Source organism: Ignavibacteriales bacterium (assembly GCA_026390815.1).
Lineage (GTDB): Bacteria > Bacteroidota > Ignavibacteria > Ignavibacteriales > SURF-24 > JAPLFH01.
On the sequence record JAPLFH010000049.1, the window covers coordinates 1 to 22,237 of the forward strand.

Annotated in this window: 16 protein-coding genes; 8 read left to right on the forward strand and 8 right to left on the reverse strand. The window is 33.3% G+C overall.

Translation table 11 applies throughout. From position 1 onward, the window contains the following. The first annotated feature begins 733 nt into the window (after nt 1-733). From NTX22_15305 to NTX22_15320, 4 genes are read left to right on the forward strand one after another with little or no spacing between them, the layout of a single operon-like run. Nucleotides 734-1,084 (forward strand): carboxymuconolactone decarboxylase family protein, encoded by a 351-nt coding sequence (locus NTX22_15305; GenBank protein MCX6151891.1) that lies wholly within the window; start codon nt 734-736, stop codon nt 1,082-1,084. A gap of 14 nt (nt 1,085-1,098) precedes the next feature. Continuing rightward, nucleotides 1,099-2,439: a 5'-deoxyadenosine deaminase gene (locus NTX22_15310; protein ID MCX6151892.1), complete on the forward strand. Its 1,341-nt coding sequence runs from the start codon at nt 1,099-1,101 to the stop codon at nt 2,437-2,439. 12 nt (nt 2,440-2,451) lie between these two features. Continuing rightward, a complete protein-coding gene (rdgB, locus tag NTX22_15315; protein ID MCX6151893.1) occupies nt 2,452-3,036 on the forward strand; it encodes an RdgB/HAM1 family non-canonical purine NTP pyrophosphatase in 585 nt (194 codons plus the stop codon). After that, nucleotides 3,036-3,851 carry a hypothetical protein gene (locus NTX22_15320; GenBank protein ID MCX6151894.1) on the forward strand — a complete coding sequence of 272 codons (816 nt, stop codon included), beginning with the start codon at nt 3,036-3,038 and terminating at the stop codon, nt 3,849-3,851. Before rdgB ends, NTX22_15320 begins: the two co-directional genes overlap by 1 nt. A 15-nt stretch (nt 3,852-3,866) precedes the next feature. On the opposite strand, the gene ubiE is transcribed toward NTX22_15320, so the two are convergent. Beyond that, nucleotides 3,867-4,553 (reverse strand): bifunctional demethylmenaquinone methyltransferase/2-methoxy-6-polyprenyl-1,4-benzoquinol methylase UbiE, encoded by a 687-nt coding sequence (gene ubiE / locus NTX22_15325; GenBank protein ID MCX6151895.1) that lies wholly within the window; start codon nt 4,551-4,553, stop codon nt 3,867-3,869. A 76-nt stretch (nt 4,554-4,629) separates the two neighbouring features. Here ubiE and NTX22_15330 point away from each other — a divergent pair, with 76 nt between their 5' ends. Continuing rightward, on the forward strand, nt 4,630-4,956 hold the full coding sequence (locus NTX22_15330) for a hypothetical protein (protein ID MCX6151896.1): 327 nt from the start codon (nt 4,630-4,632) through the stop codon (nt 4,954-4,956). On the opposite strand, the gene NTX22_15335 is transcribed toward NTX22_15330, so the two are convergent. Both NTX22_15335 and rsmA read right to left on the reverse strand, forming a co-directional pair. Beyond that, a complete protein-coding gene (locus NTX22_15335; protein ID MCX6151897.1) occupies nt 4,943-5,896 on the reverse strand; it encodes a phosphatase PAP2 family protein in 954 nt (317 codons plus the stop codon). The genes NTX22_15330 and NTX22_15335 overlap by 14 nt on opposite strands. 47 nt (nt 5,897-5,943) lie before the next feature. After that, a complete protein-coding gene (gene rsmA, locus NTX22_15340; protein ID MCX6151898.1) occupies nt 5,944-6,747 on the reverse strand; it encodes a 16S rRNA (adenine(1518)-N(6)/adenine(1519)-N(6))-dimethyltransferase RsmA in 804 nt (267 codons plus the stop codon). A gap of 150 nt (nt 6,748-6,897) precedes the next feature. On the opposite strand from rsmA, the gene NTX22_15345 reads away from it, so the two are divergent. After that, nucleotides 6,898-7,290: a hypothetical protein gene (locus NTX22_15345; protein MCX6151899.1), complete on the forward strand. Its 393-nt coding sequence runs from the start codon at nt 6,898-6,900 to the stop codon at nt 7,288-7,290. Nucleotides 7,291-7,342: 52 nt separating this feature from the next. After that, a complete protein-coding gene (locus NTX22_15350) occupies nt 7,343-8,329 on the forward strand; it encodes an ROK family protein (GenBank protein ID MCX6151900.1) in 987 nt (328 codons plus the stop codon). 34 nt (nt 8,330-8,363) lie between these two features. On the opposite strand, the gene NTX22_15355 is transcribed toward NTX22_15350, so the two are convergent. The 4 genes from NTX22_15355 to NTX22_15370 all read right to left on the reverse strand — a co-directional run bounded on the left by NTX22_15355 (nt 8,364) and on the right by NTX22_15370 (nt 19,453). Next, on the reverse strand, nt 8,364-11,372 hold the full coding sequence (locus NTX22_15355) for a PAS domain S-box protein (protein MCX6151901.1): 3,009 nt from the start codon (nt 11,370-11,372) through the stop codon (nt 8,364-8,366). 22 nt (nt 11,373-11,394) lie between these two features. After that, nucleotides 11,395-14,658 carry a PAS domain S-box protein gene (locus tag NTX22_15360; protein ID MCX6151902.1) on the reverse strand — a complete coding sequence of 1,088 codons (3,264 nt, stop codon included), beginning with the start codon at nt 14,656-14,658 and terminating at the stop codon, nt 11,395-11,397. A 470-nt stretch (nt 14,659-15,128) separates the two neighbouring features. Beyond that, nucleotides 15,129-17,078 carry an ABC-F family ATP-binding cassette domain-containing protein gene (locus tag NTX22_15365; protein MCX6151903.1) on the reverse strand — a complete coding sequence of 650 codons (1,950 nt, stop codon included), beginning with the start codon at nt 17,076-17,078 and terminating at the stop codon, nt 15,129-15,131. Between the two features lie 146 nt (nt 17,079-17,224). Further along, the gene (locus NTX22_15370; protein MCX6151904.1) at nt 17,225-19,453 is read right to left on the reverse strand and encodes a hypothetical protein; all 2,229 of its coding nucleotides are present in this window, start codon (nt 19,451-19,453) and stop codon (nt 17,225-17,227) included. A gap of 190 nt (nt 19,454-19,643) precedes the next feature. Here NTX22_15370 and NTX22_15375 point away from each other — a divergent pair, with 190 nt between their 5' ends. After that, nucleotides 19,644-21,356, forward strand: coding sequence for a hypothetical protein (locus NTX22_15375; GenBank protein MCX6151905.1), 1,713 nt, complete (start codon nt 19,644-19,646; stop codon nt 21,354-21,356). Here the strand turns inward: NTX22_15375 and NTX22_15380 are convergent. Beyond that, a complete protein-coding gene (locus NTX22_15380) occupies nt 21,353-22,174 on the reverse strand; it encodes a glycosyltransferase family 2 protein (GenBank protein ID MCX6151906.1) in 822 nt (273 codons plus the stop codon). The two genes, NTX22_15375 and NTX22_15380, sit on opposite strands and share 4 nt — an antisense overlap. Between the last annotated feature and the right edge of the window lie 63 nt (nt 22,175-22,237).

A 22,237-nucleotide genomic window follows, 5' to 3' on the forward strand; every position in this document is an offset into this window, starting at 1 on the left:
GGAAGTTTCAAAATTTACCCGGAAAGATTTTGGGAAAGTCCTGTAAGTTTTGGAGAAACCCGCAACAAGTTATTACTAATCCAGAATAATTCTAGGAATGTCCGGAAAGATTTTATGTAAGGTTTAAAAAAAATATTTACGCTTATGATGGAGGGTAGTGAAGATCAGGATCAAGAGTAGATATGTTTAAAAGAGACGAAAATATAATTGTAACAATAAAAATAAAATCATAGATTGAAAAGAGATAATAACCAAATGAGTATATATCATAAGTGATTTTAATTTTTTTAGTGTTGACCGTTTTCATGATCGTACCAGAAGCCCGCTTCAATAAGTAGTTGGGAAGGTTAGTTTGAGTAAGAGTACGGCAACATAGTAATATTTTAATTTTACTTCTTGCAGTCCCTATTATTGGTTCACATAATAATTTTCAAAGGGAACTGTTTATAACAGAATGAATCATTTATATTTTACTTTACTAAATATATTTTGCCCAGAAGGAGGAAGAGATGAGCTAACAGAAAGCCTTCCTAATGTTTATCTCTTTCTCAAATATTTATAAAAAGGATGCTATAAATTATATTATTCCTAGACTTGATATTTAACATAACAGAGCATGATCAAGATTCTTCCATAAAAACTGCGAAGGTGAGTGATTCAAATAATTCAACCCGGTAAGAGATTCTTTTTCAAATTCATTTCTTTATATTTATTTGTAAAAAGAGATATGCTAATGAAAAAATCTGTTTCGGAGACACGTAAATACCGGTTAGATATGAATGAGAAAATTCTAAACTCGGGCTTCCGCGATTATAATAAATTCTTTGCTCTTGATAACAAAGCTTACTTAGCTGGCGCCCTACCAGCAAAGATGAAAGAGTTGATGGGACTTGTTGGCTCGATGGTACTTAGGTGTAACGATTGCATTTTCTACCATATCGATAGATCGGTTCAGGAAGGTGCAACAAGAGAAGAATTGTACGAATCTTTTAACATTGCTCTAATTGTTGGCGGTTCCATTGTAATTCCACACCTCCGTTATGCAATGGAAGTTCTGGATGAATTATTATCTGAAAAAGAATAAAGAGAAAATTATAGATGGAAAAAACACTTCTAATTCCAAAACAAATTGTTACTGCAAATCCTGAAAATGAAATTTTAAGAAACTTTGCGGTTGAGATTGATGGAAATGTGATTACAAGAATCGCGAGCCTTTCCGAAATAGATACAGGTAATTATGATGGATTAATACTTCATTATCCTTCATTAACATTAATACCCGGTTTTGTGCAAACTCATATTCATCTTTGCCAAACACTTTTCCGTGGTTGTGCTGATGATCTGGAATTGCTTGATTGGCTTCAGAAAAAAATATTCCCGTTTGAGAATGCTCACGATGAAAATTCGCTTAGAATGTCGGCTAAGATCGGCATCAACGAATTAATAACCGGAGGAACTACAACAATTTTAGATATGGGAACCATCAATCACCAGGAAATAATTTTTGAAGAATTGATTACTTCCGGTATACGCGCTATTGCCGGTAAATGTATGGTGGATATAAATGATCTCCTCCCGGAATTCAGAGAATCAACTGAAGACTCGATTAGAACATCTTACGATTTAGCAAAACAATTTCATGATAAGGAGAATGGCAGAATAAAATACGGATTTGCGCCGCGCTTTGTTCTTTCCTGCACAGAAAAACTTTTAAAGGAAACTGCTTTGATGGCAGAGGAATTTGTAGGAAGCATTTACCACACACACTCTTCAGAGAATAAAAGTGAAATAGAGGAAGTTAGAAGATTGCATTCAAAGGAAAATATAGAGTACTTTAATCATCTTGGAATTCTTAATAACTGGACTATACTTGCACATTGCGTTCACACAAGCGAAAATGAAATTGAAATATTAAAAAGAACCGATACTCGAATTGCTCATTGTCCATCTTCCAATCTTAAGTTGGGTTCTGGTATTGCTAACATTCCGCGATATATTAAGGAAGGGATAAAAGTTTCTCTTGGTGCGGATGGTGCTCCCTGCAATAATAATTTAAGTGCGTTTACAGAAATGCGGCTGGCAGCTTTAATCCAAAAACCTTTTCACTCACCAACAGTAATGAATGCACAGAATGTATTTCGACTGGCTACAATTGACGGAGCAAAAGCTCTTAATCTTGATAATGATATTGGCAGTATTGAAGTTGGGAAGAAAGCGGATTTGGTTATGTTAAATTTGGAATCACCAAATCTTTCTTTATCCGAAGAGGACAATTCAATTTATTCGAACATTGTTTATTCCTGCACTAAAGAATCCGTAAGAGAAGTTATAATTGATGGTGAATGGAATGTTAAATCAGGAAGATCATTATTATATGATGAAACCGAGTTGTATTTTGAAGGGCAACAGGAATTAAAAAATCTGCTTAAAAGAATTTAAAGGAAAGCAATTTTGAAAGAATTAGTTTTTGCATCCAGCAATCCAGGAAAAATTATAGAAGTAAGAAAAATTTTTGATGGAGGTGATTTCCATATTATTTCTCTGCTCGATTTGAATGATGTTCCTGAAATTGTTGAAGATGGACTTACATTTGAAGAAAATGCCAAAAAGAAAGCAACCATAATTTATGAAAAGTATATGCTGCCTACCATAGCAGATGATTCTGGATTGGTAGTAGAGCAGCTTAATGGAGCACCCGGAGTAATTTCTGCAAGGTATTCTTACGAAGGCTGCACCTACGATGAAAATAACAAGAAACTATTAAAAGAACTTTCTATGTTTTCACCTCCGCACAAAGCTAAATTTGTTTGTTGTGCGGTTTATATCGATGAAAAAAAATATTATTCAGCTCTTGGCGAAGTTAAGGGTATAATTATTAATGAAGCGAGAGGTAAATTGGGTTTTGGCTACGATCCAATTTTTTTACCGGATGGTTATGATAAAACTTTGGCAGAATTGAATCTGGACGAAAAGAATAAAATCAGCCACCGTGCAAAAGCATTTAAAAAATTAAGCAAGTTGGTTTTTAATTTATAATGAAATCGATAAAACTACAATTGAAGTTATTTCTGATATTTCTTTTATCAATACATTTTATTTCTTGCAGTAAAAAGTCCAACCCTGCTGATACTAATTTAAATAATCAAGATTCTGCTCTGCAATATTATCCAGGCAACGGCGGAAGTAAATTTAATTATGCGGTTGAAACGGTTACTCAAGCTGGTATATCTTTTATGGGTTCAAGAATGGTTTCCTTTACTGGCTTGCAAAAAGTTAACAATACGGAATACTTTGTTCAATTAAATTCTACAAAACTCAGATTGGATACTGTGAAAACAAACGCATTTTTTAGACGAACTAATGCTGGCGTTTATTTTTTTCTTGATACCACTGGAGTTTATAAATATTACCAGGCTACACCAGGTTCTTCAGCTTCTATGGACTTTGACAGAGAATTAATTGTTTATTCACGTTACCTGGATCAGAGCGCATCCTGGAAAGTGTACAAAATTGGATTGAACTTTACAGATTTGGCATCGTATAATATTATTGATTTGATAGCAAATTACCTTGTGCGTGAAGATATCAGTTTGAATTTAACCAGCGGACAGGTAACTATGTCAGCTGAAAAAATAAAATATACACTCAACCTTCGTATTCCGGATAAAAACGATCCGGGTAAATTTAGCTTTAGTAGTTTTGCAGCTTTTATGTGGTTTGTTAAAGATATTGGCATTGTAAAGCTACAAGGAAATATGGCAGTAATTGAAGTACTAACCGGTAGTAGTACTAACCTGAGCGATACGAGTCAGACTATGACACAGAATTTAATTTCATACGAGATTAAATGAAAAAATTCTTTGCAATCATTTCAATTTTGTAGCGATAACTACCTGTACAATTCCAAATGTTAGTGGATGAACTTCAACAGTTTGGAATCCTGCACTTCTTAACAAATCCTGCAATTTTATCTTTTCATCAAATTCATTTACAGATTCCGGTAAATAAGTGTACGCCTCGTTGTCTTTGGAAATAATTCTTCCAATAAGAGGAAGGATTTTGTTGAAGTAAAACCGGTACAACACTTTAAATAATTTGTGTTTTGGTAATCGGAATTCTAAAATTGTTAATTTCCCATTTGGTTTTAGAATTTTCACAAAAGAATTGAAAGCTTTTGGAATGTCGTAGAAATTTCTAACTCCGAATGCTACAGTAATGTTAGTAAAAGATTTTTCCTTGAATGGAGGAAATTCAGCAACCATTTGAATTGAGTTACCTCTAATCCAATTAGCTTTTTTGTTGAATAATTTTAACATCTGAATTGAAAGATCGGCGCCAAATATATTTTTCACTCCAAGTTTTTTAGCTGTGATTGCAAAATCACCTGTACCGCAGGCAACATCCAGCAACACAGAATTGCTATTCAGCTTTGTAAGTTTTAGCGCTTTATTTCTCCAGTAAATGTCGGTACCAAAACTTAAAAGGTGATTCAGCAGATCATAACGATGCGCAATCGTATCAAAAATTCTTTTAACCTGGTTTCTTTTTTCCATTTTGATCTATAAAAATTGTGGTCTTGAAACTATGTTACTTAATAATTAATTTCGATTAAGAGATAAGGACAAACAAATGAATAAATACAAGAAAGCTATCCGGGAAAATGTCTGCTCTGTCTGTGTTGATTCTTCAGATAGCGGAGAATGTACACTAACAGAAATTGAAATCTGTGCAGTTGAAAAATTTCTACCGCAAATTGTAAAAGTTGTTCATTCCATTCAAAGCGATGATGTATTCGATTATGTTGATCTGCTGCGTAAAAACGTTTGCGTTTATTGCCGTGCACAGGACGAGATAAATAATTGTTATTTACGAGAAGATGCAAATTGCTCACTTGATAGATACTTTCCACTTATTGTTGAAACAATACAGAAGGTTGATAAAACTATTTCCGTTTAGATAAATAAAACTCCTGCTTAACCGTAAAGCGCTGCCAGTAATTGAAAATAAATTTTGCACTCCACATAGTTAAAACCATAAAAGCAAATCCGCCAACCAAATCAATAACATAATGATAACGTAAATAAACAGTAGCGATAATTAAGAGAATGCCGTTTGGAATTAAAAAATATTTTGATTTAACATTCAGCTTTGCAGAAAGATACATTATTATTAATGTCATCTGGGTGTGTCCACTCGGAAAAACGTCCCGCTGAACAATATCAACAGGATTAAGTGTACCAGTTGGGATCGATTCACCCATGTTCGTAATCTCTCTTAAGAAATTAGTAATGAGCAATCCTGGTAAGTCATTTCCTATTTTAGAAAAATCGTGAAGTGTAAATCGTGGACCAACTGCTGGTAATATAAAATATCCCAAATAGGAAAGAAAGAATCCGTACACTATGCAGAACACGCTGTAATCCAATTCAATCCATTTATTTTTAAGCATCAGGTTAATACCAAGAATAAGCGGAAGGAAATAAAAAGTAGCGTAAACAATTTGCAGCAATTCTGTAAAAAATGGATTTGCGATTTTAAACAACACTAGCGTTGGATCAACTCCAAAAATAAACCGGTCAATTGAAATCAAAACGGAGTCATAATCAGTTGGTCTTATCGGTCTTAGCATTAAATATATTTCTTTGAAGATGAACAAAATGAGCGGGAATAAGTAAAAGTAGTGAAGATATTTCCATATTTTTTTCAATGAATGATTGTCATAATAGGCAACAATTAAAATAAAAATCATCACCATAAAATTAACTATTGCCAGATAGAACCACGGATGAATGGTTGAGCAGAAAACTATATTAACAAGTGATAGAAAGAGAAAAAAAATAGTGACTACAAAATCGATAGCATTGAGGTTTAGAAAAAGTGATTTAATCGATTTCATCAGGTGGTTAGTTCATTATACATTTTGTTGGTGGAATAATCATCTTATCAATTGGTTTCTTCTTTTGTTAATGTTTTTTCCTGTACAAATTTTGTTAATACAATAAAATCTTTTTGGTCCAATTGCTCAGCACGAAGTGACAAATCGATACCACTGTTTTCAAAATTTAGCTTACCAAATATACTATTATTTAAAGAATTCTTTAACGTTTTTCTCCTGTTCCCAAAGCAAGCCTTAACTACCTTTATAAATAACTTATCGAATTTAAAATCACTTAAACCAGGTTTAAAATAAATATGAACAACAGCAGAAAAAATTTTCGGTTTTGGATAGAATACATTTGGCGATACCTTAAAACAAAATTTAATTTCAGAAAAATAGTTTAAAACTATACAAAAAATTCCATAATCCTTGGTTCCTTTTTGTGCCGTCATTCTTTTTGCCACTTCGTATTGTACCATAAAGACAGCATCATTAATGATTGATGAGTTTTCTATCAATTTGAAAACTATGGGTGAAGTTAAATTGTATGGAATATTTCCGACAACGCGCAACTTCTGATTAGAATTATTATGGATGGAATGCAAATCCAGTTTAAGAAAATCCTGATTGATTAAGTTTAACTCCGGGTACAATTCCTTAAGCTGCTCTATAACCCGGTTATCAATTTCAACTGCATAAAGATTTTTGTTTCTCCTATACAATTCTTTAGTAAGAACACCTAACCCTGGACCAATTTCAATTATTGCCTCGTTATTTTGTGGAGATATTTCTTCCACAATTTTTGCAACAATGTTCTGATCAACAAGGTAATTTTGTCCAAACTTCTTTAATGGTCTTACTCTTTCCATATTATTATTCAATTAAAGAAAATATCAATGTCAATGATATCTGTCTGATATTTTTGAGTTTTATTCTTTGGTTAAATTTAAAAATCTATATATATTCTAAAAGGAATATAACTATAATAAAATATTTTAAACAAAATAAAGGGAGCGCATATGAAAAATTATTTCTACTTATTCGTACTTTTTTTAATCTTTGTTGGCTTTCAACAAAAAGTAGTGGCTCAATCCTGTGACTTATTATACTTCTGCGTAAAATATGATGGAAAAGAAATTGATTGCAGCGACAGGTTTACTGCCGGTAAAATTACGGTTATGGCTAAATTAGCAAAAGAAATTTTCTTCACAAAAGTTATCGTTCAGCTTGATAAGTATAATCCGCGCGAAGGGAAGTTTGAGTATGTTAGAGAATATCCTTTCGATACAGAATCGACTATGACTTATATCTTTTTTAATGAAATTGAATTCACTGATCGGGGATTTTACCGGGTCTTTTTACTCGATCCGGATAAAAATACAATTACCAGTGCATTAGTAGAAATAATTTAAATATTCATTCAGTTATCGTATTTTACTCCTGTAAATTTTCTGGAGAAAAAAATTGGTTAAAAATTACATCATCAGTGTAGATTTTGGCGGAACAAAAATACTGGCTGCATTGATCAATCCAAAAGGCAAGATCATTGCTAGATCAAAAACTGTAACGCAACCGGATAGCGGTAAAGCGGGAATGTTTAAAGCCCTTGTGTTGACAATTAAAAATGTTTTAGCAGAAGGTGAAGTTGAAGAAGGTAGTGTAAAAGCAATTTGTGTTGGAATTCCCGGTTCAGTAAATCCATATACTGGCATTATCGGATCAGCACCAAACTTAAAAATTTCCAATTTTAATTTTCGGGAAGTTCTTGCTAAACATTTTTCCATTCCCATTTTAATTGAAAATGATGTTAATCTTGGAGCGCTCGGTATTCTGCGGTATGAATTAAAGAAGGAAGGTACAAATGTTCTTGTAGTTTTTGTTGGAACCGGTATTGGCGGCGCTTTAATATTTGATAGAAAACTTTACAGGGGTACAAATTATTTTGCCGGAGAAATTGGTCATATGGTTATTCAGCCAAATGGACCGCTTTGTGGATGTGGAAAACATGGTTGCTTTGAAGCTCTGGCAAGCAGGCTTGCAATTGTTAGAGATATTAGAAAAGATTTGAAGAAAAAGAAACGAGGTGTTTTAAAACACTTTGCCATTGGTAACAAACCGATTAAGAGTAAAGCTCTTGCTCTTGCAATTAAAAAGTTGGATCCTATTGCAGTTAAAAACGTAACCAAGGCTTGTGTGATAATTGGACAAAACCTTGCAAGTATCACCAACCTTTTGAATCTTGATATGATAGTTCTTGGTGGCGGAGTTATAGAAGCACTTGGAAAGTTTATGCTCCCCAAAATTAAAGCATCATTTAAGGATTATGTTTTGAAAGATGCCGGCAGAGAAGTGCAAATAATTGCTACTGCGCTTGGTGATGATGCAGCACTTTATGGTGGACTTGCACTGGCTGACGAAATGGAAGAATTAACAAGGAAAAATAATAGTTAAGAATAAGGTGAATTTGAAATTGTAAAGTGCAAACTTATTTGCCCGGCAAGCTAAATGTAAATTTACTTCCTTCATTTTCTTTGCTTTCTACATGTATACTACCGTTATGTTTTTCCACAAATTCCTTACATAGTAGTAGACCTAAACCGGTGCTTTCCTCTCCTTCAGTTCCTATTCGTCCTACCTTTTCTTCCATCTTAAATAATTTATTACATAGGTCCAAAGACATTCCAATTCCACTGTCCGTTACTGATATTTCAACAGTATTGTTTTCTGTTTGATTTGATCGGACAACTATTTTACCACCTTGCTTTGTGAACTTAACGGCATTTGATAAAAGGTTTCGTAAAATAGTATTTAGCATTGCTTCATCTGCATAAACTTTTTGATTCAACGGAATTTCAGATATTATATCAATCCCTTTTTGCTCTCCTCTTTTAATTATAAGATCAATATTCTGAGTAACTATTTCTGATAAAACAATTTCGACCGGATTAAAGCTTACCGCATCTTGCTGCATACGAGCCCATTCCAATAAATTTAACAAGAGTTTATAAAGGTTATTTGCTGAGTTATTCATTCCTTTAGTTAAATTAGATAATTCTGTAAGTGAAAATCGTGTTATGTCATCAGCCATTAATTGTGTTATTCCAATAAATCCCTGAAATGGACTTCTCAAATCGTGAGCGATGATGGAGAAAAATTTATCTTTTGTAGCATTAAGTTCCTGAAGTTGATTGTTCTGCTGTTGAATAATTAATTCATTTTGCTTGCGTTCGGTAATATCTCGTTCTATAAACAAAATATTTTCTGGATTGCCATTTGAATCAAGCAAAACTGTAGAATTCACATCGATATAAAATCGGCTATTATCTTTTTTTATAGCCAGATATTCTTTAAGCTTATTATCGTTTTCACCTGCAATCAGTTTGTGAATGTTATCAAGCAATATTTTGTGGTTAGAAGGATCAATAAAATCAAGCACTGATTTTCCAATAAATTCCTCTTTTAGTTCGATGGAGTAGCCATACATTTCTGCTAATTTATCAGACATTAGCTGCATCTTTCCGTCCAGCGATATCATACCTATTCCATCAGGTGAAGCTGATATAATAGCTTCCAATTTTTGGTTACTTTTTTGCAAAGCCTCTTCTGCTATTTTGCGTTCGGTAATATCACGTTCAACATACAAGATGCTTTTGGGGTTGCCGGCGGAATCAAACAAAATCCTTGCATTTACATCAATATTGAACCTGCTATTATCATTTTTTATTGCCAAATACTCAGTAAGTTTTTTGTCGTTTGTGCCGGAAAGTAACTTGCGGATATTGTCCTTTAACAAGTTGTGATCTGCTGGATCAATAAAATCAAATATTGGTTTATCTATAAACTGATCTTTTTGCTCAAAAGAATAGCCATGCATTTTCACTAATTTTTCGGAGATAAGTTGTATCTTTCCATCCAAAGATGCCATTCCAATACCATCCGGTGAGACTGATATAATGGCTTCCCATTTTTGGTTGCTTTGTTGCAAAGCTTCTTCAGTCAGTTTACGTTCGGTGCTGTCACGTTCAACAAAAAGAATACTTAATGGATTTCCTTCGGAATCATTTAAAACTGTATAATTAATTTCAATATAAAATCGGGTATTATCTTTTTTAACAGCCAGATATTCTTTTATTTTATAGTCGCTTTCACCCGTAAGTAATTTGCTGATATTATCCTGCAACATTTTATGATTCGATGGATCGATAAAATCTAAAGCTGATTTTCCAATCAGTTCATTTTTATCTTCGATAGAATAACCATGCATTTTAAATAATTTATCAGAAAAAAATTGCATTTTTCCATCTATCGATATCATTCCTATACCATCAGGTGAAGCAGATATAATAGCTTCCAATTTTTGGTTGCTTTGCTGCAAAGCTTCTTCGGCAAGTTTTCTTTCAGTAATGTCAGTTAAAAAGTTTAGAGTAGCTGGGGATCCTTCCCAATCGATCAACACTGCATTCATATAAACCCAACGGGTATTCCCTTCTTTGTTCAGCAATCGGAAAATGTAATAGCTGGGAACATATTCACCGCGTAATCTTTTCAGATGATTTTCGACTACCAGGGTACGATCGTCCGGATGGATAAACAGTTGAAAAGGTGTGGTTTCAATTTCCGTTTCTGAATAACCCGTCATGGTTCTGGTCATCGGATTAGTAAGCCGGACCATTCCCCCTTGTACTACAACTATTGCTTCATTTGCGCGATCAACAACCTGATGATATTTTTGCTCGCTTTCCCTTTGCGCCTCTGCTGTTTGTTTATGCTCTACAATTTCTCTTGTTAGTATTTCATTTGTTTGTTTCAAATTATCGTTTGCTTCAGAAAGTTGTTTCGTTCGTTCAACAACCAACTCTTCCAGGAACTGATTTCGATCTACCAGTTCTTTCATAGGATAAATTTCTCCATCCCGAACCAGGTGGTAGGGAATGGATATACTACTGTGCGAAATTTTCCAACCATTAGTTTCCTTGCAAAAAATAAGCACCAGGCGCGCTATCTCCCGTGAAAGGATTTCGTCCTTTATTGGTAATTGAATTGTGAAGAAACTGGTAGCTACTGCAATTGTTTCTGATAATGATTGGATGGACAGATCCTTTAGTTCGATATGAATTGGATCCTTGACCTGGGCAAAGTCCTGGCGGGTAATTGCAATCCATTCTGCTTTATCTTTTACTAAAAAATCTCCACCCCCGGTAAAGCCGGAAAAGTTATCACTGAAATATGTTGTAAGGTTATCATCGCGTGAGGAATACATCTGCAGGTAATTATCAAACAGTTGCCGGATGTTTTGTTCGTCCTGCAACTTCATTGTGTCGTTTATGGAATCGCAAGAATGTTGGTACTTCGTAATGGAATTTTCAAGCTCAAATTTTAACTTTATTTGTTCTTTGATATCTTTTTCATATTTAGATTTCAGTATAGCATTCTCTTGTTTTAGTGTGTTTAATTCCAGTAAAAGTGCTTCTTTAGTTTTAGAACTCTTTTTCATAATCTATTTACTTGTCATTCAACTAAATTGGTTTTTGAAGTGTAAAATAAAATGTACTGCCTAAATTTTCTTTACTCTCAACCCAAATCTTTCCATCATGTTTTTCTACAAATTCTTTGCACAGTAATAAACCTAATCCAGTACTCAATTCACCTTCAGTACCTTTTGAACTTACCTGTTCACCAACTATAAAGAGTCTATTTAAATCTTTGTTTGATATTCCAATACCAGTATCACTAACCGATATTTCTATGATTTCGTTTTCACTGTATTTGGCATTTACTGTTATTGTTCCATCTTTTTTTGTGAATTTTACCGCATTGGAAATAAGATTTCTTAGAACCGTGTTAATCATTTTTTCATCAGCTAAAACATTTATAGAATCTTCAACTTGATTGATAATTTTTATCCCTTTTTGTTTAGCGCGCTCCATATTAGTAGAGATATTTTGAGAAGCCATTGCAGATAAGTTTTGTTTTTGTAAATTGAAATTCATTTTTCCCCGTTGCATTATAGCCCAGTCCAGTAAATTTTCCAACAATTTATAAAGATTAACGGCAGATTCATTTAAAGCACTACTAAATTCTGCAATTTCGGATATGGTAAAATCTTTGCTTTCAGTTGCCATTATCTTAGTCATGTTTAAAAAACCATTGAATGGACTTTTTAAATCGTGAGCAATTATTGAAAAGAATTTATCTTTTTCGGCATTCGAGGTTTTTAATTCTTCAATGTATTTACTCATTTGCAATTCTGCAAGCTTCCTTTCTGTAATTTCTCTGCCCAAACCAACGATACCAATTATGTTTCCTTCATTATCTAGCAAAGGCACTTTAGATGTTAAATTCCATCTGGTTGCACCAGATACATCATCCATAGGTTCTTCCCGATTGATTAGAGGTTTACCGGATTTGATTACCGCTTGTTCGTCAGAGTGGAATTGTGATGCTAACTCGTAAGGTAAAAAGTCAAAGTCCGTTTTGCCAACAATTTCATCCGGATTTGTTATTCCCATACGAGTTACTAATGCCTTATTACAAATAATAAACTTGCCATTTGTATCTTTTGCATAAATACGATCTGGAATATTTTCTATTAACGTATTAAGGAGATTTCGCTCTCTTGCCAATCTTTCAACATAGTTCTTTCTCTCTGTTATATCTCTAAAAACACTAAGTACTACTTTTTTGCTTCCTTCAAATTCCATATAGGCGTTTGTCACTTCAAACCAAACTTTTCGGTCATCCCATAAATGAAGCTCTCTTTCAAACTTAGGTTCAATTTTATTTTCCAAAAATCGAAGTTTAAAAGCCACCATTTTAGAATTCTTTTCATTGAGATCAGAAATTTCATTTATACTTTTATGAAACAAAACTGAAAGATGTGATCCTTCTAACTGGTCCCTTGTAAGTCCAATCATATTACAAAAAGCATCATTAACTAAAAGGATCTTACCATCCTGATCCATGATTCTCATTCCATCAAGAGAAACATTCCAAACTGTTCGGAACTGTTCATTATATTTTTGAATTTCTCTTTCTGCACGTTTCCGATCTGTTATATCACGTCCTATTCCGGCAATGCCAATAATATTTCCTTTTTCATCTTTCAAAGGTAGTTTAGAAGTGAGTAACCAGCGCTGATTACCATTCTCATCAATAACATATTCTTCTTTGTTAAGGACTGGTTTGCCAGATTGCATTACTAATTGATCGTCTGCTATGAATTTTTCTGCCAGTTCTTTTGGGTAAAACGCAAAGTCATCCTTACCCAAAACTTCGGTTTCTGATTTTGCTCCCAGATAATGTAAATCTGTTAGGTTGGCAAGTGTTTTACGGCAAGCAAGGTCTTTGGAATAAATTGAATCGGGAATATTATCAACTAGTGTACGTAATAGTAATCGTTCGTTTTGTAAAGCCTGCTCAGCCCGTTTTCTCTTAGTGATATCATGGAATGACCATACCCGCCCGATTGAGGAATCATTCATTATAAAAGGAGCTGAAAATCTTTCAAATATACGTCCGTCCTTAAAATGAAGTATATCCAAATCTTCATCAGGCGAATTGTAGAGTTGACGGATTTTAGAAATAAATTCTTCTGTGTCTACTAACTGGTCCATTATAAAATTCAATAAAATATTATCATCCCCGGAATCAATTATTGATTTAGGAATTTGCCAAAGTTCAGCAAATCTATTGTTGGTTTTGATAACCTTTCCTATACTATCAACTGCAAGAATTCCATCAGCAGTTGATTCAAGAATAACATTCAATTTAACATCGCTTTCTCTAAGCGCTTCTTCGGCTTGTTTACGTTCAATAGCAAAAGCAATTTGACTACCCACCGATTCAAGAAATTGAAGATCACGTTGGTTGTATATATCTTCCTTTTCGTAGTGTTGAAGAACTAAAACACCGATAGTTCTGGAAGGAGTTTTTAATGGTACACCAATCCAGGATGGAGAATTTGTTCCAACTAATTCAACCTCATTTCTTTCTACAAGCTGGTCAAATAATTCTTGTGAAAGCAATAAAGGTTTACCTATGCTGAATACATGTGAGGTACAACTTTTACGCATCGCTATTGGTTCTGGGGTTGTATCGAATTTATCTACAAAAAAGGGAAAACTAAAAAGTCCTGTGTTTTGTTCATGCAATGCAACAAAACAATTTTCCGCATATATTACTTTTTTTAGAGATTGGTGCATCAATTCAAGTAAATCATGCAGATTGTTAGTAGTTGTAATTCCTTGTGTAATCTCATATAATACATTGCGTTCTTCTTCTGTCCGCTTACGTTCGGTGGCATCACGTACTATTGCCTGAATCATTACATTGTCCTCAATGTAAATCCGGTTGAGACTCACCTCAGCGTCAAATGGTGTTCCATCCAATTTTATATGCTTCCAATCAAACGATTGAGGTATACCGGAAAGAGCCGCATTTATTTTTTCAAGTGCTTTTTCTTTTGAATCTCTTCCATCTGGTTGGTTTGGAGGAGAGAACTCGTATGGTTTTCGATTTAGAATATCTTCTCTTCGGCATTGAAACAATTGTTCAGTTTTAAAATTACAGTCAATAAAAGAATCATCCTTCATTAGAAAGATAGCATCATTGGCGTTCTCAAACAGGGCTCTAAATTTCCCTTCACTTCGTTGGATAAACTCTTCTACCCGCTTGCGTTCGGTTATATCATTTTCAAACGCGGTTTTTAAAGCAGCATTCTCTTGTTTAAGAGTATTCAATTCTTGTAAAAGTTCGTCTTTAGTTTTATTAATCTTTTTCATAGTCTATTTAGTCTTCTTGTATTTCATTTGATTTTTGACAAAGTAAAAAGCAATACGTTAATTACATTCTCTTTGTTTTCTATCCCTGTTTTCCATTGATGTTTTTTGATGAATTCTTAACAGAGTAATAAACAATTAGGAATTCTTTCGCATGTTGTATTTTGGAACAACTGTTAAATTCTAAACTTACCAGGTTCGTCAAATTCATTGCAACGCAATATAAAATTAAGTATGGGAAATATAATTTTTTATTTCCTTGGGGGCTTTCCATTCAAGTTGAAAGCACCCATAAATTAGTCGCTATTTTATCGGGAAGATACCTTATTAAATGAGAAAAGAAAAGTGCAAACATTTAACATTAAATTGAAATATTTGGACGAAAACGTTTACTAACTTAGAAACGAAATTATTTTCTATTAAATAAACATCAAGTATTCTGCGGGATTAATAAAAAGTACAGGTAAGCCAAATTACAATTGAAAAGTTTTTTCTATCTTTTCTAATTCTTCGGTTAGAACTGTCCATTTGTTCAAATAATTGTCCAGTTCTTTCTTGTTAACAACATACTCTGCATTCTTCTCTTTTGCTAATGCAGGATTGGAAAAAACTTCAGTTTCACCTAATTCCTTTTCCAACTTTGCTTTCTGTACTTCCAGCCGGGCAATTTCTTTTTCAATTATTTCAATTTCCTTAATTAAATGTTTGGTAGCAATATATTTTTGCTGCCGTTGTTCAGCTTCAATTCTTTTTTGATCTTTACGATTACTTCCACTGCTTGCGGTTTTTTGATTTAATGCTTCGTTCTTTTCTTGTTCAGCAATTTCTTTTTTCTTCTCAAGGTAATATTCAATACCGCCATGGAAAAGCTGGAAATAATTTCTTCTAATTTCAAGAACCTTATTAACAATCGGCTGTAAAAAATCAACATCGTGCGAAACTAAAATCAGTGTTCCCTTAAAATCAACGAGCGCTTTTTGCAAAACTAATTTTGATGTATAATCCAGATGGTTAGTTGGTTCATCAAGAACAATCAGGTTTGCTTTTGTTAAAAGAATTTTTGCAAGTGCCACACGGCTTTTCTCTCCACCGGAAAGTACTTCAACTTTCTTAAAAACATCATCACCGGTAAACAGGAAAGAGCCAAGTATTGAACGAAGCTGCCCGATAGTTTTATTCTTGGCAATATCTTCCACCGACTGAATGATATCCAGCGAAGGATCTAAATTATCAGCAACTTCCTGTGCGTAGTATGATATAATTGCGTTATGCCCAACAATTTTTTTACCACCGTCAACTTCAATTTTTTCAGCAATAATTTTTGCCAGTGTTGTTTTACCAGCACCATTCGGACCAACAAAAGCAATCTTATCACCCCTATCGATTTTAAAGTTGATTCCATCAAATACAATATTATCTTCAAAAGCTTTTTTTATTCCGATTAATTCCATTGGAACAACACCGCTTGGTGGCGGCTCAGGAAATTTTAAATGGATTCCAGCTTCAGAATCGGGGAGCTCTATCAACTCAACTTTATCAAGCTGTTTTATTCTGCTTTGAACTTGTTTTGCTTTTGTGGATTTGTATCTGAATCTTTCTATAAATCTTTCTGTTTCTTTAATTTTTTTTTGCTGAACTACAAATTTATTTTCTAATTGCTCGTCTCTTTCAACTTTGAATTTAAGGTATGCATCATAATTTCCATTAAAGGAATTAACTTTATGAAGAAACATTTCGAGAGTTTTTTCTGTAACAGAATTTACAAAATGTCTGTCGTGAGAAATAATAACCAACGCACCTTCATAACCTTTCAGGTAAGAGATAAGCCATTCCAATGAGTCAAGATCAAGGTGATTCGTCGGTTCATCAAGCAGAAGAATATTATGGTTTGAGAGAAGCAGTTTGGCAAGTGCAATTCTCATCTGCCAGCCTCCGGAAAATTCATTAGTTAATTTCAAAAATTCTTTTTCGGTAAAGCCAAGACCAATTAAAACTTTTTCAATTTCAGAATCAATTCCATAAAAGCCAATTTCTTCCTTTCTATGATGAATTGCTCCAAACTGGTAAATCAAATCATCGCGCTCTTCTTCCGTTATTGAAGTGTTCAGCAATTCAGTAATTTCATCTTCGCGCTTTTGTAAATCATTTATAGAAACAAGCGATGATTTAACTTCTTCAAATAGTGGTTTACCGGTATGAGTTACAATTTCCTGTGGAAGGTACCCAATCGTAATTCCTTTTTGTTTTAATACTTTTCCTGTTTCAGGCTCCTGCGATCCAAAAATAATTTTAAGAAGTGTAGTTTTACCAGAACCATTGGCTCCTACCAACGCTAATTTATCTTTTGAGTTGATTTTGAGACTTACATCTTTGAAAAGATACTCGCCGGTAAATTGTACGGAGATGTTTATTAGATCGATCATTTTTTTGCGGGTCAGAATTAGTAGTTTAGAAATACGGAAATATAGAATGCCGGAATAATTATGACCAGGTAATTAAAATCTATTGTCGTATTTCTTTGTTTTTTTATTAAAAACATCAGCTCATCATTACTGCATTTTTTTAGAAATTATTTTTTGATTATCGCAACTTTACCAACTCCAACATTATTTCCTTCTTTGTCGTATGCAACAATTAAATAAACTCCGCTGTTAACAAAATTTCCATTTATATCACGACAATCCCATGTTGCTATCCTGCCACCGGGAGATGAGAAGTTTGTAATTAATTTTCCGGTTATGGTTAGAATTTTTATATCAGTATCTCTAATTAATCCATCAATAGTTATGCTTGTAGATTTACCATCATCAAGTACAACAGGATTGGGTGAAACCAGAATGTCTGAAAAATTTTCTTTTGGATTGATTGATGGAGTAGTTAAGGATGCAAGCCCGTAATCTGTTCCAAAGTAAATTAAACCGGTGTTGTTATCGATAGCTATGCTTTTAATTATATCGTAAGGCAAAGGGCTATTAGATGAATTATAATTCGCTAAGATTTTAGTTCCATCAGATGAAACAACAAAAACTCCCTGCTGTGTTCCAATCCATTTTTGGTTAAGCGCATCCACTGCAATTGCATTTACAACTTGAGTACGTAATAAATAAAGACTGGTTATTTTCTTTGGGTCGCGTGTATTGGAAATTATGTTTATTCCAGCGCTTGTACCAATCCACATTTCACCTCTTCTATCAATTGCAAAAGAATTAATTGATTCGGAGTTTAGTCCGTTGGCTAAAGAAATAGATCCCCAGCCATCAACATCACTTGTGTACAGTGGTTTAGTATCATTAAAATAAAAAATTCTTTCCCCGGTTGAACTCTCGGAGTTACCAACAATCATCCACTTAGTATCGGATTGATCAATCAGCAAACCGTATCCGTTCAAAATTTCGTTGGTTAGGATATTGGAATAAAATTGCCATGTGCTATCTGTTTTTAGAACAGCTAAATGTTGTTTATTAGCAGATTTATAAGTAAGAATCCACAGATTACCGCGTGCATCATTTGCTAATCCTTGCACCACAACAAATTCCGGGTTATTCGATATGCCGAATAGATCAGTGTTAAATGCATTAAAAATCTGGAATTTATTATTTGAATATCTTGTAAAACCGTCTCCCCAGTTTAATGTATAGATTGTATTATTTGGATCGACGTAAATTTTAATTATTGTATTGAAGTTAGCATTTGGAACATCATCTTTAGTGTAGTTTGTCCAGGTAGAGCCATCAAATTTATAAAATCCTGTAGCAAATTCATTAGAACCACTACCAGACCAAAGATTCCCATTCTTATCTACGGCTAATCCAAAAAAGAAATTTGAACTTGGTCCATCCGGAGCAATGTATTGATTAATACCAGACAGAGTAACTTTAGCCAAGCCATTTTTTGTTAGTCCATAAATTTGTTTATCTACAAGAACTATCCGCTGGCAAGTTGGTATTGATGGAAAAGGTTGAGTAATAATTCCATTTGAATAAACATAAATTTTATCGTAAGAAAGGATAAATAAAGAATCATTACGAACTTCCATATCAGATATTAAAGAATTGTTAAATGATGGCAGAAAAATTTTCCATGTTGTGTCTGTAAAAACAGCTAAACCTTTATCGGTTGAAACTATAATTGAATCCTTGTATTTAACAAATTTGAAAGTTGAATTTGAAGGCAGACCTTTGCTGGTAGTATAGTTTTCCCAGGATTCTGGAGCCGATAAATTTGTAGCACCATCTTTTTGTTTGGCTATTCCGTTTTCAGTAGCAACAAAAAGTAGTTTATTTCTAAACGAGCTTTTTATTTTAGTATCGGATGTTATATTACCGAACTTCAGGAATGTATCAAAAAATGAAAATGTCTTTACGTCAATTAGAGATAAACCAAAATCCGTGGAAACATAAACTGTATCACCTTCAACCCGTAAGTCATTAATTTGTTTTTGTGTTTTGGAGGAGTTATATATTTCTAAAATTCGTTTTATAAAAGTATTAGTACCAGGATCATATATATCAATCATTCCATCCAAACTGCCGAACCAAATGTAGCCATTTTTGTCTACCGCAATAGTAGTTAACTGGTTGTTACCCAATCCTTTTGCTTTATTGAACTGAGAATAGGTGCTATTATTAAAATTGAAATAAAATGCTCCTCCACTTGTTGCAGCCCAAATTCCATCCGGAGTTATTAGAGCATCGCTTATTGATTTCATATTAGTAAAGTTTTTCCAATTGCCAAGCTGCTGTGCGGAGATTTGTAAACTGAGTAATGTACACAGTAAGGATAAGATTATTTTCTTCATTTGACTATTGATCCTATAAAATTGTTATTGTAAAGATGTTTATAGGGTCTCCTTTAACGATTTGAGGATTTATTTAGCAGATTTCAAATCTGCCACTTTTTGTTTGTAAATATAACATTTTTAGTTAAAGGAGGAACTACCAATAAAAGTTTCCTTGTGGTTTGATTAACTTTTTCTCTTTATGTAGATTGTGCTTGAAAAATTTATATTTGTACAAATGGAAAACCGGTTCAATTCTTACAGCAAAATAATTTACAAGTATCGCTACCTGGTTATTGCAATTATAACACTTGCAAGCTGGGCACCCGTATTATTCGTTCCATTTATTAATGATGATTATCAAATCCTGGGTTATCATTTAAATAAAGGATTCATTTCTTTATTCCAACCATTCTGGCGGGCGGATATTTCTCAATATTATTGGCGACCGCTGGGAAATATTATTCATCCATTAGTATTAATGATTGGTGGATTTAATCCAATCGCTTTCAGAATTACCAGTTTGCTAATTTATCTTTTCTGTGGCTTCATCATTTTAAAAGCATTGGATAAGATTGGATTTTCAAAATCGGTTTCTATGTTGGCGGTTTCAATTTTTATGGTGCTTCCATCTCACGAGCTTGAAGTAGCCTGGATTGCGGATGCAGGCGAATCATTGTTTACCTCCTTTCTGCTTCTTTCATTTATAAACTATTATGATGGATATGAAAATGAATCTAATAAAAAATTGCTCTTTTCAATTTTATTTTTTATAGCAGCGGTTCTAATTAAAGAAACTGCATTTGCTGGAATATTTATTCCAGTTATTGTTGTTGTGGCAAAGGGAGATTTTACCAAGAAGAAAATATTCAGAACATCATCGCATGTTTTAGTTGCTTTCGCCGCAGTGATTTTTATTTTGGTGTATAGATTTGTTTTCATTGGCGGAACTCCGTTTAATTCAATTCATTTCGCTAACTCTGGACCAATAAAATGGATTTTAAATTTATTAATCTACATACCGCTTTCATTTTTTCCACCGGAAGCTTTGGAAAGATTGTTGTATTTATCGCATAATATATTCTGGATGTTTTTATTTGCCATTGCTTTTATTTCTCTAATCTATTTGTTAGTTAAATTGTTTTTAAAGTTTGATAAAAGGGAAAAAAGAATTGTATTTACCGGCGTTCTCTGGTTTACAATTTTTGTTATTCCAGCTTTACCAAATTTGATGCGCTGGTACATATTTGCTGCTTCATTTGGTTTTGTAATTATCATTGCAATAATCCTGGAACACTTGTTTTACAACAACCATAAACAAAAAATAATTTACATATTAATTTTATTCTTCATCCTAATTACTTCAGCATATAATTTTAGTTTGATGATGCGGTGGGAAAAAGCTGGGGAAAAATTGGATAAAGCATTGGTTAGCCTTGATGAAATGAAGAATGAAATTAAATCTGATACCATTTTTGTTTGGGGCATTCCGGATAAATTAAACCGGGTTCCTATGATGAAGCTTGGAGTAAAAGAAACAGTCCAATGGGCGCTGGACACTAAAAAGATTGAAGTATTGGCTCCATTAAGAGTTGAATTGATTAATGAAAATTCTAAGGTCAAGCTCGTTTCCTTTTCTGATTCCAGCTTGGTATTTGAAGTTGTAGGTGGAAGATTCTTGCGAGAGGGAAGTGAATCCAGATCAATAATACAGGAAGATGTTTCGTCATTCAATTATGAAGGAAACAAGTATAGAATAGAAACTAAAATCGATAAATCAAAAAATGTTCTTTCCAGTGTAGAAATCATTTTGAACAAAAAAATAGTAACCGGCAAAGATCAGTTTTATTTTGATGGGGAAAAATTTATTAATATTGGAAGACATATTAAAACTATTAAAAAGCAAAATCCTGGTGAAATTTAATTATTAAAACTATCCAAATTAAACTTCAAAACTTCCCGTGCATAGTAAACGGATTTAATCATTTTTTTAAGATTTATAATTCTCAAAGCCTTGTTTAGAAGATCAATATATGGTTCGTCTTTATATTTTTGCAGCAAATACTTTGTAGCAAGAGAAACATTTTTTTTTGTTAAAGATACATGTTTTGTGTTGCCTTCTAAGTAATAATTAACAAGCGGTTCATCAATACCTTTAGCTTTCCAATGTTTTAATATGCGAATGTACAGATCATAATCCTGAAAACATGGTAATTGCTCATCGAATCCTTTTTCTTCAATAAGAATGAGGCGCCGGATCATAACTGATGAAGTGATTCCGATAAAATTATCTTTCATAATTGATCTGAAGTGATTATTGTCTGGTGCAGTTTTGAATGAAAATTTTTTGCTCAGACCAAAAATTAAAAGTCCTTTTCTAATTGTGCGTCTTCCTGTATAACAAATTCCTACTAACGGATTCGACTCCAAACTATCAACTTGTTTTTGAAGTTTTTCCGGAAGCCATTCATCATCGTCATCAAGAAAAGCAATGTATTCACCTAAAGCGAACGATATCCCTTTGTTGCGGGCAACCGCTCCACCAGATTGTTTTTCTAAACGAAAATATTTCAGTCGTTTATCTTTTAACTTTTCAATTATTTCCTGGGTTTGATCGGAAGATGAATCATCAACAACAATAATTTCCAAGTTAGTTAAAGATTGTTTTAAAACACTCTGGATGGCTCTTTCAAGCAAAGCACATCTGTTTCTTGTAGGTATAACAACGCTTACGATTGGCAATTATTTTTCATTCATTAAATTGATTTGATAAATAAAATTTTCAACCGAATTATGGATCAGTAA